At 58.4% G+C, this 13,933-nt stretch carries 8 protein-coding genes; 4 read left to right on the forward strand and 4 right to left on the reverse strand.

What is annotated here, in order from left to right; translation table 11 throughout:
* Positions 1-4 precede the first annotated feature (4 nt).
* Both B150_RS0118695 and B150_RS0118700 read left to right on the forward strand, forming a co-directional pair.
* On the forward strand, positions 5-2,113 hold the full coding sequence (locus B150_RS0118695) for a DUF6212 domain-containing protein (protein ID WP_020401485.1): 2,109 nt from the start codon (positions 5-7) through the stop codon (positions 2,111-2,113).
* A complete protein-coding gene (locus tag B150_RS0118700; RefSeq protein WP_020401486.1) occupies positions 2,106-4,799 on the forward strand; it encodes a glycosyltransferase family A protein in 2,694 nt (897 codons plus the stop codon). The genes B150_RS0118695 and B150_RS0118700 overlap by 8 nt, the downstream gene beginning before the upstream one ends.
* 23 nt (positions 4,800-4,822) lie before the next feature.
* Here B150_RS0118700 and B150_RS0118705 read toward each other — a convergent pair whose 3' ends face one another.
* Both B150_RS0118705 and B150_RS21900 read right to left on the reverse strand, forming a co-directional pair.
* Positions 4,823-5,584, reverse strand: coding sequence for a Stf0 family sulfotransferase (locus tag B150_RS0118705; protein WP_020401487.1), 762 nt, complete (start codon positions 5,582-5,584; stop codon positions 4,823-4,825).
* 45 nt (positions 5,585-5,629) lie between these two features.
* The gene (locus tag B150_RS21900; protein WP_020401488.1) at positions 5,630-8,311 is read right to left on the reverse strand and encodes a glycosyltransferase; all 2,682 of its coding nucleotides are present in this window, start codon (positions 8,309-8,311) and stop codon (positions 5,630-5,632) included.
* A gap of 134 nt (positions 8,312-8,445) precedes the next feature.
* Between B150_RS21900 and B150_RS0118715 the strand changes: the two genes are divergently transcribed.
* Positions 8,446-9,360, forward strand: a complete 915-nt coding sequence (locus B150_RS0118715; RefSeq protein ID WP_020401489.1) for a hypothetical protein — start codon at positions 8,446-8,448, stop codon at positions 9,358-9,360.
* On the opposite strand, the gene B150_RS0118720 is transcribed toward B150_RS0118715, so the two are convergent.
* Both B150_RS0118720 and B150_RS21905 read right to left on the reverse strand, forming a co-directional pair.
* A complete protein-coding gene (locus tag B150_RS0118720) occupies positions 9,357-11,219 on the reverse strand; it encodes a hypothetical protein (protein ID WP_020401490.1) in 1,863 nt (620 codons plus the stop codon). The genes B150_RS0118715 and B150_RS0118720 overlap by 4 nt on opposite strands.
* 87 nt (positions 11,220-11,306) lie before the next feature.
* Positions 11,307-12,422, reverse strand: a complete 1,116-nt coding sequence (locus tag B150_RS21905; RefSeq protein WP_020401491.1) for a DegT/DnrJ/EryC1/StrS family aminotransferase — start codon at positions 12,420-12,422, stop codon at positions 11,307-11,309.
* A gap of 145 nt (positions 12,423-12,567) precedes the next feature.
* Here B150_RS21905 and B150_RS0118730 point away from each other — a divergent pair, with 145 nt between their 5' ends.
* The gene (locus tag B150_RS0118730; RefSeq protein ID WP_020401492.1) at positions 12,568-13,539 is read left to right on the forward strand and encodes a hypothetical protein; all 972 of its coding nucleotides are present in this window, start codon (positions 12,568-12,570) and stop codon (positions 13,537-13,539) included.
* The last annotated feature ends 394 nt before the right edge of the window (positions 13,540-13,933 follow it).

Genomic DNA, 13,933 nt, shown 5'->3' on the forward strand with positions numbered 1-13,933 from the left:
GACCATGCTCGAACTGAAGGTAAGCTCCGCCGCGCTGAAAACGCTTTATGGCGGTGGCCGGTCGCTGATTGTTGATGCGCTTGTGGCGGACACAGTGTCCACCCTCACTGGTAGCCGCTATCATGTGCTGCACGCGCACTCGGACGGCCGTATTACCGTGGCCGGCGAAGCGGCAGACAGCGCACGGCTGAGCTTGCCGGGTGTGCCTGCTGGTCTTTGCGGGTTTATCCTTCTTGAAGGCACCAAGGGCATTTATGCCGAATGGGGTGGCGAGCGTCTGCTGGCAAAAGGGCGCGCCGCTTATCCCGTCTGTGTGCTGGGGGCTGACCGGGCGGGGGACGGGCAGGCCATCGCTACTTTCCTCATCGATATGCAGGGCGAGCTGATTGAGGCTGTCAGCGGCAATGCGTCGGCGCTTGAGGCACAGCTCGTTTACCTCAGGCAGGCGTCTGAGCGCATGATGACAAGCCTCACCATCGCAGAACGCATCATGGACAGCGTTGGCTATGAGAACATCATGCCCGTTGCGACCCTCATGCCGGGCAAAGCGACATTGAAGCTCGATGTGGATGGTGGTGACAGTTTTGAGCAGATCCTGCCGGTTGATGGACTTGGCCTTGCAGCGCTTTCACTGCATGTGAAAGACCGTGCAAAAGGCAACGGCCAGATCACCCTGCGGCTGCGCCGGGACTTTGATGGCAAAATCCTTGCCGAAGCAGGGCGCGGTTATGCTCAGCTGAAGGCGGGCTGGAACATGTTCCGGTTCGAGGACATCGTGACCGACGTCATGGGTGACCTGCGGCTTGAAATTCTGGGCCGGTCGGAACGCAAGGGTGACGTGCCGGTCTTCTCAATGGCGGCGACGAAGGCTGACCGCTTTGGCAGCAAGGGCAAGGGCGAAAGCCTGGCTCTTGAACTGTTCAAGAATATTTTCCGTCCCGATATCGCATCGCAGGAACTGGAAGAATACCGCGCCAAATCCGGCACCGTTTCGGTCAAGACCTGTCCGGGCTTCTTCCCGGACCGTGTCGGTTTTTATGGTGGCGAAGCACGGCTTATGGCGGCGGCGGGCGAGGTGCGGTTCGCGCCACTGCAGCTGTCGGTCGACTATGGCTGGGTGCAGGCGCATCTGGCGTCTGACGGCGTAACGGGTATCACGGTTGCGCAGCAGGTACACGCAACTGACCGTGGTATCGCGCTTGATGTGGAAGTGCCGGAAACGCGCGCCCCCTTCATGCTGGTGCGCGCGGTGTATGTACGCACGCTTGATAACATCGAATCGGTGGTGCACGGTTTCGCGGCCGACACGGTCGATGGGAGCCATGTGCTCGCCCACGCCTCAACCGTGCTTGGCGGCGGCGCAAAACACCGCTTTGAGCTCACGTTCGACAGAGGTGTCGACACAGAGGGCTTTGTGGTCATCTACGCCCGCACGCTTGATGAACGGGTGGACAATGGCTGGATTCGCCTGAAATCGGTTGAGCGGCTGCACCGGCCTGAGGTGCTTGCACCACAAGCCACAGCAGTGAACGCCGCGTCGGCCGACCAACGCTGGCTGGTGCGTGCACTGCGCCCGCCGGAGCTGAGTGGTCTTGTGGAATTTATCGAAGGCGCGGAGATGCTCGAGAGCCTCTCCATCCAGAATGGGTTCTCGCCGCTGCTGCTGGATGAAAACGGCGGCTATCTGCAAACCCATCCGCTGAGGGACCGTATCTCAGGCGCTGTGGTGCCGTCGCTTGCGACAGCGGGCACACGCAAGCTGATCGCAACCGCAGGCACTGCGCATCCGGCAGCGCCCGAGTTTATCTATGTGCTGGCGGTGCGCCCGCATTCCAGCACGCCACTGAAAGCGCTGCTGGACAAGGTCGCCGACGCTGCTTTGGACCCAACTGTGCAGGGCGGCGCCCAGCAGGTAACGGACGGCGCCATATGGGCCGCACGCTGCCTGCCTGCGACCAAACAGGCCCGCATCGAGCTTGAATTCGCAGACCCACTACCGGTCAATCATGACGTGGTTTTCGCAACGCTCAGCATTGACGGCATCAACAGCTATGGCTGGTGCCGCTGGACTTCGATCGGCCTTGTCAGCTCCGACGGTAATTACAATGGCTGAGGTGTCGCATCCGGCGGCTTTGCCCATCGGCGTGGTGATCCCGGCTTATGGGCATCCACGTTTTTTGGGGGAGGCGATTGTCAGCGCCTGCACGCAGGAAACAGACCGACCCATCCATGTCGTTGTGGTGGACGACGGTTGCCGGTTTGAAGAAACCGGCACGCTGGTCCGCAACCTGATGGACCAATATCCGGGTACGCTTTTTTACCTGCGCCACAAGAACACCCGCCTGCCGGGCGCACGCAACAAGGGTGTGCGTTTCCTGCTGGATGCCTTCCCGGATATGGACGCCATTTTCTTCCTCGACGCTGATAATCGCCTCGCACCTTATTCGCTTGAGGCATACCGCAAGGCGCTGGGTGATGATGAGAGTGTTGGCTGGGCCTATCCGGATATTTCCTTCTTTGGTCTTTCGTGGGGTCGCAGCGGCTTCGATACGCGTGAGACAGCACCGGACTATTCGGTCCTCAAGCATCTGACCGGGAATATCTCGGAGGCGGGGTCGCTCGTTCGGGCATCCATGTTCCGCAATGGTGTCTTTTATGACGAGACCATGCGCTCAGGTTTTGAGGATTGGGACTTCTGGCTCTCGGCACTTGGTGCTGGCTATCACGGCGTGCGGGTGAAGGATGCCGGTTTCCTCTATCGTCGCCGCGCAGAGAGCATGCTGGCGGATTCGCGCCGGGAGGAGGACCTCCTGATCGCGCGGATGCGCACGAAGCACAAAAAGCTCTATGCGCCTGACTTCCTCATGCGGCAGCTCCACCGGGAAGCGCCAACTTTTGCGGTTATCAGCACGGATAGCGACAGGGTCCTCTATTGCGCCGATCCCACAGCAGCCCCGCGCGTGAGCACACATGCAGAGTTCGCAGCCCTCGTGCACCAGTGCCGTATCGGCCCGCGCGAACATTTTTTCCCGTTCAAGATTGCGCTATGTGCGGACGCGCTGTGGGACAAGCTGCAGGCATCAGGCACGCAGTATCTGCGCTGGCTTTTCTGGCAAATCCTGCGCAGTGGGCATGAGGGCATGGCCATCAGTTTCGCTGCAGGCGAAAATGTTGAGTGGCTCGGTGGTCCGGCGACTGCAAAAGCCCATATGGTGGTGCTGCGCGACGTGCTGATTGAACGCATGGCATGGGACCGGCAGGGCAGCCACCGTTTGAAAGTTGATGCGGTACCGGCCTTTCAGGTGATGCTGCCGTTGACTGACCTGCCAGATGCTGCACTCGCGGACATCAATGCTGAAATTGAACCCATCGTGCAGCAGTTGCCGGCGATGGAAGGCTGGCTGCGGCATGCAGACCGCAAATATGCGGGCCCGGATGCGCGCACGGTCTATGAGCAAACGGTCGCACCCGCGTGTTCCGCCGATGAAGAACAGTTCCCGCCGGTACCGTGGGTGAAGGGTGAGGGCGAAAAATGGTGTGCCTTTGTCGCGGTTGAAAGCGCAAGTGGTCATAGTGTCATCCGGCGACGCATGGCGGAGATAAAGGCCAAGGGTTACCGCGTCTTTGTGATCCTTGAGCGTCAGGAAGGTGTAGCACCGAGCCGCGGCATGAAGGACCTGATTGCTGAGGCGGATATGGTCGCCCCGCTGATTTTTGAGCATGGCGAGGGTTCGAGCCGCTTTTATCTCGGACGGTCGGTGAATTCCGGCATGACGCCCTACCGGCAGGTAGAACTTGAGACACTGGCCATTCATTTTGACATGCTGGTGGCAGACTACAGCTCAACCGCGCTTGAAGGTTTTGGCGTGGTGCGGCATCGCGGGGCAAAGGCCTACCTGATGCTGCCGGGTGTGGTAGCGAGCGGTATGACAGTTACAGACTACGGCCGTATCCTTGCGTACGAACATGCGGTGGATGCCGTACTTACCGACGATGTTGCCGGATTGCGCGCGGGCCTCGGCGCGCAGGGCATGCCGTCCGAGAAAATCATATCTGATGACGGTTTCTTCGCTGCAGTCCCACATGCCGAAAGCAAAAGCCTTGGCCCTGCCGTTATGGCCAAGGCGCTGAACTGGCAGCCGCGCGGCGGATATGTGTTTGTTGTCACCTATGGCCGCAGCGGGTCGACGCTTGTGCAAACCGTGCTGCAGTCGATTGACGGTTATTTCATGCGCGGCGAGAATGAGAATGTGCTCTACGGCATTTTCAGTGCGTGGCGGCGTGCGCACTCAATCCGGCAGCGCTTCGATACGCGCCGTAAAGTGCCTGAAAACGGTCCTTGGTTTGGCGCTGACGAAGTGGACGCAGAAGCCTTCGCGGACCGCATGGTGGATGCCTTCATAGCAGAGATTGTACGCCCGCCAGAGGACGCCCGCGTTGTGGGCTTCAAGGAAATTCGTTACGGCGACCTTGAGGAAGACGAGCTGGTTGAGTTCCTGGAGTTCATGCGCCGCTTTTTCCCGCGCGCCCGGTTTGTCTTCAACACGCGTGCCTGGCAGGATGTGGCCAAGTCATCGTGGTGGCAGGATATGGGCGAGGGTTTTGTGGAAAACCTTGTCTCTCGCAGCGACCGGGCATTCGCGCGTTTTGCAGCAGCCTATCCGAGTGAATGCCACACCATGCGCTATGAGGACTATGCGGACAGCATTGAGCCCTTCAAAGCGCTTTTTGATTTCCTTGGTGAACCTATTGCCGAAGGGCGTTTGCGGGAACTGGCGGCCCAGAAACTGGAACACTAGGCGCGACTGTCACGCCCAAGCAGCTAGAGTTGAAGCTTGCGCCGGGCATCCGCGCGGAAGCGGGCTTCATATTCTTTCTTGATCGGGTTGTTCTGCTTTTTGAACTTGCCCTGATCCCGCTCGACCTTCTCGAACGGCTCCTTGATGAAGTTGGCAATCCGGCGCATGTGTTGGTTGGGGGTCTTTATATAGTCCTCATACCAAAGCGCATGATAGGGACGACCGGTCAGCGCGAGCGATAGTTCTGCGGCGTGGTTGTGATTCTGAATAGAGCGGACCATGCGCTTGATCGCCGCATAATCATAGGCTGGTATCTCGCCCTTGGATTCATGGAATGACGCCCATTGCAAATTGTGGTGGGCGATAAAATGCGAGACCGCTTGTGCTACGATGTTCTTGCGCTTGAGCCAGACAAAATACGAGCCACCTTCGAACGCATCAAACACGCCAAAACGGTGCAGCATGTCAAACTGAACGCAGCCAACCTTTGCACCCCAGTTTGGTGTTTTAGCCCCGCGGTGGATGAGGCGCATATAGTCATCGAATGAGCCGAGATTGCGGTTGGTGCAGGCACGCACCACATTGACCGAATTGAAAACCTCGCCCTTCATGGTGAGGGTTGGCAGTTGCGTCATCAGGTCCGCGAGGTGGTTGGACCCACAACGGTTGGTGAACAGCAAAAACACGCCTTTGCCGCCAAACTTGCTAGTGACCTGCGTTTTTTTGCGCTTGCCTCCGAAGTGGTCCAGAATTTCCGTCTCGTGTGTATGAATGGTGGGTTTCATGCCTGCAGTCGCTTGTGTGTTTGCGCGTCCTTGTAGCGGCGCGGCCTAGCGCATCGCAAGTCCATATTTACCTGTAGCGCTTTCATCTGATTGGCCTTGCTGGTCCATTTCGGTCATCAGGGCCTTATATTGTGCGGTATTGAGGCGTTTGGGCGGCGTGCTCAACAGGAAGTCATTGATGCGGTCTGGCGCATCGGCCCATTCGTAGGGCAGCACATGGCCAAAGCCGGTGGCGCGCACACGCTCCGCCATCGCGCCAATATCAAGCACAACAGGAGGGATATTGAGCCGGAAGGCGACCGACAGCGCATAGCTATAAGTCTCCGGCCAGATGGACAGCAGCATCAGATAGTCAGGCTTGTAGGCGCGCAGCTGGTCAGCCAGCGCCTTGTCGCCTTCGTATTTGCCCATGATGGTCAGGGTCTCAATGCCGCCCGAACCGGTGTCGGAGTAGCCGAACAATCGGTACGCGGCCTTGAGGTCACGTGCCCAGGCATCGCGCGCGCAGGCTTCCATCACCCGGCGGCCCTTGTGCGGGCCAATGGCACCGACAAAGGCGAGGCGCAGGTTACGGCTTTTGCCCGGCGTACCGGATTTTGTTGTGGCCGCCTCGCCCAGTACATTGTCTTCGCGGTGGGGCGTGGCTTGGCATTTGCCTTCGCCAAGGAAGGCGTTGGCCCGTGCCGCCGCATCGGGCGAGGGGGCGAAAACGCCTTTGGCACCGCCGATAAACGCACGGTAGCGTGCCTGGTAGGCGTCCACATCAACCCAGCCGTTCACGGGCGGATAGCGGCGTACGCATGTGCGGCAGCCCTCTAGCCCCGGTTCGCCGCAGTAATTGCCCGCGGGCGTGACAAACTGGCCATGCGCGCAGATCGGCGCATAGTCATGGAAGGTGAAATAGTATGGCGCACCCGACGACTGAACGAGGGACATGACCGTATCGCGTGCGGCCTCGGTAAACGCGACAAGGCTGTGCACGTGGATGAGCGTGGGCGCGAGGATTGCGATGAGTTCACTGAGGAAATCATGATCCGCATGGACATGCAGTTCCTTCAGGTTCGGTGTGAAAAAGCCGTCCCGCGCATCAAAGGTCACATATTCAGACATATGTTTGACCGAGCGCAGCACCACCACACCGATACCCTCACTTGCAAGCTCCGCCTTCAGGTCCTTGATGTTCTTTTCAATGCCGCCGCCCCAGTCGTGTGAGATGAAAAGCGCAACCTTGCCCATGGACCGTTTGAGTCGCATGGCATCAAGGCGGGCTCGGGCACGCAAACTGGGGTCTTCCGCGATATAGCGGTGAACATCGCCGAGGTATGACGGGTGCTTGGCGAGAAGCGCTTTGAGGCCAGCTGCTTGCAGTGCGCCGGCATCTGACGCGAATGATACCTCGCCGCGGTGGGTAACATAAACATCTGCCGCTATGACATTGCGCCAGCCAGCCTCAGCCGCGCGCACACAAAAGTCGTTTTCTTCACCGTAGCCGCGGCCAAAGGTTGCTTCATCAAACAAGCCAATGGCATCAAGCGCCGTGCGGCGGATGTAGAAACAAAAGCCTACGCCGGTGGGTACGTCGATCAGTTCACCCTTGTTGGCGTCAAATGCAGCCGCGTTCAGCGCGGCACCGTCACACTCACACGCGAGGTGGTTGTTCTTCAGCGTTTCAGGGTAGCTGCAAATGGTCGCGTTATTGGACAGCGGTGTGATGGTGGCAATTCGTTCGTCTGCTTCTGCGTGCGCGAGCAGGCGGTCAAGCCAGTGATCGTAAACTTCGGTGTCCGCGTTCAGCAGGACCACGTCACGGGTGCCGTGTAAGGCCATGCCGCGGTTGACGGTGCCAACAAAGCCCTTGTTTTCCTCGTTCACCAGCAGGGTGAACAGCCCTTTGTCTGCCAGCGATTTGAGCTTGGCGGAAAGCTCCGCCTCAGGGCTCGCATCGTCAATCACAATCAGGTTAGCCGGGGCGCTGTTTTCAGCGGCCAGTACGGACGCAATCGCAGTCAGCGTTTCGGCCATGCCGCGATATACCGGGATAATGATGTCGGTGGCCGGTGCTTCGTTCGGCACAATCATGGGCGTCATGTTATTCCATACATCGTCAGCTGGCGCGGCCAGGGCTGGCGGCATGGTGAGGCCAAAGCGGTTAGGGGTCATCTGCCCTTCAAGGCCGGTGTCAATAAAATCGAGGATCGGGTTTTTGGCGTGCTGCCGCTTCTCACCCATCAGACGGTCGAAATAGGGGATGTCGAAACCGTAAGACGGGCTGCGGCCATCGCGCCAGCCGCGCTCAACAAAATGGCGCAGGGGGTCAGTACCCGCTGGTAGCGGCGGTTTGCGCTCAAGATAATATTCGGCGTCAAAATAGCCTGACGAAGCAACGCGGGCCATCTCGGCGCTGATGCTATCCTCGGCATCTGCGGTGGTGTCAGCGGGGGCGGGCAAGGGCCTTTTCTCCGCGCGGCCACGGCTCACATAATGCACAAAGGGGTTCAGCCCAGCGTCGCGAATGTCCGGGTAGGTTTCAAGATAGGCGCGGGTGGAGAACCACGGCGCCGGGTCATAGCCCAGCTTCCAGCCTTTCTTGAGGTAATGCGCAAAGGCTGCCGCGGCCCCTTTGGGGGCGTCCGGGTAGCTTTTGGCATAAAAGTCCGGGTCGAAATTTTCTCTGGCTTGCTGCACCGCTTCGCGGCTCGCGCGCCATGAGGTTATTTTTTTCAGCATTGATGATGCTTCCGAATATTGCGACCTGGCTGCTATAAGGGCTTAGAATATAGTCTGAATTCCTTGGCTGTTTATCTGCCATAGCGCAGGGTAAAGTCAAGGAAACAGGGGTGGGGAGGGCCGCCGTCGGCTTTATGGTTGAACGCAAAAACATTCTGGTGCTGCCAGCAGAGGGCACTATCGCCACTGAGGTGACAGCATGCCTGCGGTATGAAAAATCCGTCCGGCTGATCCTGTTGGACAATGATACCGCCAATCTGGACGCGGTTATACTGCTGCCAGGCGCGCCTTCACATGAGGGCACAAACCATATTCCTGTCATTGACTGGAGCACCGGCGCAGACGCACAGGCCGACACGGGCGACACCTATGCCTGCTACACATCGCGGGACGGCAAACTCATCTATTGTGCGACGCTGGCTTTCAAGGGCGGTGAGGTTTCGCTGCAGCCAGCGACGGCCAAAGTCCGCGCCGCGGCCACCGGGTTGAGCCATAAGCCGGGCTGCTGGACGCTCACTCCTGAGCCTGAAGGCGGATATCGGCGGTTGGAAGGCTTGGATGCCCAAAGCTTGCGCTTGCACCGCCTGTTTGGAGCCAACCTCATTCTGCTTTCGCTGTTTGAAGCGTTTGGCCAGCCGGTAGCGCTGTTGCCTGCCCCCGCAAATACACTGCAGCTTGCACGTGGTGGTGAAATCGTGGTGCCACAGGGGCCGGTATTCCTCGACCTTGACGACACACTGCTGGTGCACGGCGCGCCGCATGACGGGTTTGGCGCGTTCATGCAGCGCGCGGATGCAGCCGGCGTAGCCATTCATCTGATCACCCGGCACTTCCGGGAGCCTGAGATCACATTGCGTGAGCATGGTATCGACCCCGGATGTTTTGCCCGTATTCATTGGCTCACCGACGGCACGCCCAAAAGCGATATGGTCCGCGCCCATGGTGGCACGGCATTTATCGACGATTCTTTCAAGGAACGACGCGAGGTGGCCATGGCGCTTGCCATCCCCACCTTCGCAGCAGACATGCTGGCGGCCCTGCGCTTTTAAGCGCTCGCCTCACCTTGCATGGCGGCAAGCATGTCTTCATAGGGCCATGCGCGCTGGTTTGATGCCTGAATGGCTTCGTGGTGCTCGTTGATATAGCTCATGATCATATCAAACTCCCATGCGTCTTCGCCGTCCTCGACAAAGAAAGCACGTTCCGGGTCGCCAGCGAGGATATTGCGGCTGATCTGCACGCGCAGGCCCGGGTCATCCACAAGGCGGACAACGGCTTTGACAAAGTCATCAACCGAATGCGCGGTCAGCCATTCCGGCTGCGCCAGGTCTTTCACAAGTGAGGCGTCGTTCGCGGTATGTGCCTCATCCCCCATCAGGTTCACAATAGGCAGGCCCTGCAAGGCTGCGTCCACAATGCCGTTTGTCGCCCCGAATGGGAAAGAGCTGAGGAAGATATCGCACTGGTTCAGGTCGGCGATATAGTCGTTATAGCCTTTGCGCGGCAGCACCTTGTCTTCCGGCATGATTTCGGCGTAGCGGCGCATGATGGCCTGATGAAGCACACCAGAAGCATTCGGGAAGAACCAGAATTCCACCGGCGTTTTCGCGAGGTCGCGGATGCGGCGGCAGGTATCAAGGAATGTCGGTGTGATCTTGCGTGACCATGCGGGGATCGCGATCCGCACTACTTCTGGCTCAAGCGCGATGTCAGGCTTGATGTTGATGGCGTCCGTGCGGTGCGCGAAGAAGGGCTTTGTCGGCCGCATCATCACCTTCTCCGAGAAGGTGGCCTCGTTCTGCATCAACTCGTCCGGCAGGATCACATAATCAATCGCGTCCGACATGGTGGTCGCCGGGTGGCCGAAGGTCATGACCTGAATGGGCGCGAGGCGCAGGGTCGAAAGGATGATGGTTGAGAACCGCATGCCGATGCTCGGATAATAGATGATATCCGGGTTCAGCGATTTGATCTTGTCGCTCAGCTCTTTCGCCTTTGTGTGTTTGAACTTCACTGTCTCCACCGTGTGGGCGAGGGACTTGAGTTCGGCATTCACCGGCGAATCTGCAATCAGCAGTGTCGTGTCGAACGACTTCTTGAGTGCGCGGATCGAGGGGCCATAACAGCGGTGCATGGCATGACCGGCGTTATACAGCTCTGCAAATATAACCAGCTTTGGCTTTTTGGGCCGCGCGCGCTTCGACGGCAGCTTGGTATCGACAATTTTCTGTTGGGCCGCCCAGTTGCGCACGATGCCGTTGAAGCAGCGTTTAATCTGGTGCTTGTGAGGCGCTTCGGCATAGCTGCAGCCCATATAGGGCGGGCCGACGGTCAGCACCGTATAGGGCGCCACATCCACGTCTTTCCAGTGGTCACCAAGCGCTAGCAACCGGCTGCGAATATTTTCCGCGCGTTTGGTATAGACCATCTGTTCCGACAGGAAGCCAAACAAGCTGGGCAGGCTATCCTTGGGCGGCAGTTTCAGGAATACATCCAACAGGATATCGGTCATCGAGTTGATGGAGATGCCGGCGAACAGGCGCATCAGCTCGCTGCGCTTATACGTGAACTCGTCACCGTTTCTTTTGCCGAACATGCCGACCAAGTGATCCGTGCCCCGGTAACCACTGATTTCGAACACTTGCACAAGGGCGCGCTTGAAACGGTTCAGCTCCAGAAGGAAGCCTACGGGTGGGGTATAGTCATGTGCCGTCAAAAGGCTGGTGATGGCGGCGGCAATACGGGTGGCTTCTTTCTCGCTCACGATGGTCAGGGTGTCCGAGCGACCGCCGAGGCCGGATTTACCCGCTTCTACCTTCTCAAGGATCTGGTTCAGCGGTTTCCGGGCGTCGTCAAATTTCCTGCCGTGTACGGCGGCCTCAACCGCTTTCAAGAGTTCCACAAACACTTAAAGTAATTCCTGTCAGCCAAAAGAATGAAGCCAATCGCTCCCCTTGGCCCTTTCTAGCGGCATGCTTCAGGAAATTCCAGCCCTCTAAACTGTCGTTTTGCGGATACAGTCTGCAACGTGGGATATGTCTTCGTCGCTCAGGAATGCGTGGAACGGCAGGCCCACAAGGCGAGACTTGAGGGATTCGATGACCGGCAACTCGTTTGAGACGCCTTGTCCTGCGATGTCCGCACCCCTGAAGGCCGCATGTTCCCTGAGTGGTGGGAAATACCATTTACGGATCTGGATGTTCGCACTCGTCAGCGCAGCCTCGACAGCGTCGGCCTTACCCTCAGTATCAAACAGCAGGGTGCCGGGCACATAATCCGCTGTCTTGGGATGGAAGTGTTTGGTCCCGAGTGCAGAGACATAGGCCGCAAGTACTTCCCGGCGGCGCGCCTGTACGGCTGGGAAGCGTTCAATCTGGGCAAGGCCATAGGCTGCCATGGCTTCCGCCATCTTGGCGTTTGTGCCGATGGCGCGGCTGGTGCCGTCATCAAACGCGAAGTTCGACAGCCGGCGGCATTTGTCCGCGAGTGCAGCGTCGCTTGTGACCAGCAGGCCACCTTCGCCAACCCCAAAGGGTTTGGTGGCGTGCAAACTGAAGATTACTGGCACGTCGGCGTGCACATGCTGGTTTCCAAGGGCGGCGGCCGCGTCCACAATCACCTTCACGCCGGTTTCGGCTTCAAAGGCGGCCCAGGCATCCATATCAAGCGGATAGCCATAGATGGCCACCGGCAAGACGGCGTCAAGCGGGCCTTTCTCAAGTGCAGCGCGGGCGATTGCGGGGGTCAGGTCCCATGTGTCCGGGTCTACATCGCTGAACACAGGTGTGTTGCCGGTAATCGCAACCGAAGCGGCGGTGGCAGAGAATGTCAGCCCCGGCACAAGGATGCGTGCGCCGTCCGGCAGGCCGCTCGCGCGGAAATAAAGTTCAAGCGCGGTGGTCGCGGAAGAGAATGTGACAGTGTGCAGCGGTGTGCGGCATGTGGGCGACATCTGTGCGATGAAGTCGGCCATCCTGGCCTCGAACTCTGTTACCAGAGGGCCGAAGTTGGAATACCAGCGCGCGCTGTCCATACGCTCAAGGTAGGGTAGTACCTCCTGTGCGCTTGGCAGGTCCGGCACCAGGCATTTGATTTTCCATTCGTCGGCCACGCTTGTTCCATTCCGTAAATAGCATTAGTCAGAATATGACGTTAGGTCTGTTGCGCGTATATCCTGCAACCGGTATCAACGCAACGTCTATAAGGAAGGGAACCGGCGCTGAGCCGGATGCCACAAGGAAGGCGCAAACACAAGCATGTCAGCAAGGCCGGAGCTTATCCTGCATATCGGCAGGCACAAATGCGGGACATCGTCACTGCAGCGTTTCCTGTGCGCCAATGACCAGAGGCTTGTGGAGCTCGGCCTCCATTACCCTGTCCTGCACCGCCAACCCTATGCCCATCATCCAGTGGCCCACTTCTATGCCGATAGCGGCAGCCTAGATGAGACGGCGGTTGCCGGGTTCTGGGATCAACTGGTGGATCATCCGCGCAGCATCGTCAGCAGTGAGGCGTTTCAGAACATCGACCCACAGCGCATGGTGCCGCATCTAAAGGACTTCGCGGTCACGATTGTCGCCTACTTCCGTGAACCGCTCGACTATCTCTATTCTTCATACGCGCAGCGTGTGAAGGCAGGTAACACGGCGGCGACCTTTGAGGAATATGCGGCACACTTCTATGTGCCCTATCATGACTTCATGGCCGCGTGGCAAGCCGCTTTGCCCCACGCTACCATCAAGGCCCGCCTTTTCGACCGTACCCGGTTCCACGCCGGTGACGTTCGCGCAGACTTCATGAAACTGGCCGGGCTGGACGAAACCCAGCTGAGCGCGCTCGACTACATCAGCGAAGACGGCAATCCAAGCATCGGTGGCCCGCTGCTGGAGTTTGTCCGTGCTCTTGTGCCGCACCGGGCGCATTTTGGCGAAGATTGGTGGGAGCTTTACGCGGCAGTCCAGCGCCTTGCCCTTGAAGATCCCGCCTTCCGGGCAAGGCCAACAGTGCCACATAAGGTTCAGCAACAGATTCGGGACAGGCACTTTGAGCAGAATCTGAGATTCGAGCGGGATTTTCTCCCGCCCGAGCAACGCTTTTCCTATGAAGATTTCCCGGAAGGCCCCTTCAAAGTGGGTCTTTTAGGCAACGATACCGAAGAAATTTGCAAAAAATTGAGTGCTCACAAGCCGGTTATTGCTCAGTTGCTCAAAAAATACGGGGGCTGTTGACGGCCGACTGCCAGAATGAGCGCGCATGCCACGGAGCCGCAGGAACCTTGGCGAATATTGCGGTCAGCCCTTGTTCCATCAACCCTGTGGTGCAGCGCTGGGCCAAGCTTGTGGGCTAAACTACCAAAAAGTGCGTAATTTCTTGTTTTTTTTGGATTGTGTTCCAAAATTTCTGCCATTAGTATGGCCGCAGTTGAAAAGCGGCGTGCTGAGGAGTGCGTTGTTGACAACAAGCAATTGTTTTAGTTAACGAGGGACCAAGGGCATGCTCAGGTGCCCGCTAAACAGATTCTCTTGGTGCTTTTAGGAGGAACACTATGGCTACAAATATTGAGTTCGGTACGACCGGTAACGACTCGATGTTCGGTACGGACGCTGACGACATCTACACGGG

It is taken from the genome of Kordiimonas gwangyangensis DSM 19435 = JCM 12864 (assembly GCF_000375545.1).
In the GTDB taxonomy this organism is placed as follows: domain Bacteria; phylum Pseudomonadota; class Alphaproteobacteria; order Sphingomonadales; family Kordiimonadaceae; genus Kordiimonas; species Kordiimonas gwangyangensis.

What these genes read in the sequence shown, in the direction of transcription:
- B150_RS0118695 (WP_020401485.1), top strand. Translation starts at nt 5, where the DNA reads ATGCTCGAACTGAAGGTAAGCTCCGCCGCGCTGAAAACGCTTTATGGC.
- B150_RS0118700 (WP_020401486.1), top strand. Translation starts at nt 2,106, where the DNA reads ATGGCTGAGGTGTCGCATCCGGCGGCTTTGCCCATCGGCGTGGTGATC.
- B150_RS0118705 (WP_020401487.1), bottom strand. Translation starts at nt 5,584, where the DNA reads ATGAAACCCACCATTCATACACACGAGACGGAAATTCTGGACCACTTC.
- B150_RS21900 (WP_020401488.1), bottom strand. Translation starts at nt 8,311, where the DNA reads ATGCTGAAAAAAATAACCTCATGGCGCGCGAGCCGCGAAGCGGTGCAG.
- B150_RS0118715 (WP_020401489.1), top strand. Translation starts at nt 8,446, where the DNA reads ATGGTTGAACGCAAAAACATTCTGGTGCTGCCAGCAGAGGGCACTATC.
- B150_RS0118730 (WP_020401492.1), top strand. Translation starts at nt 12,568, where the DNA reads ATGTCAGCAAGGCCGGAGCTTATCCTGCATATCGGCAGGCACAAATGC.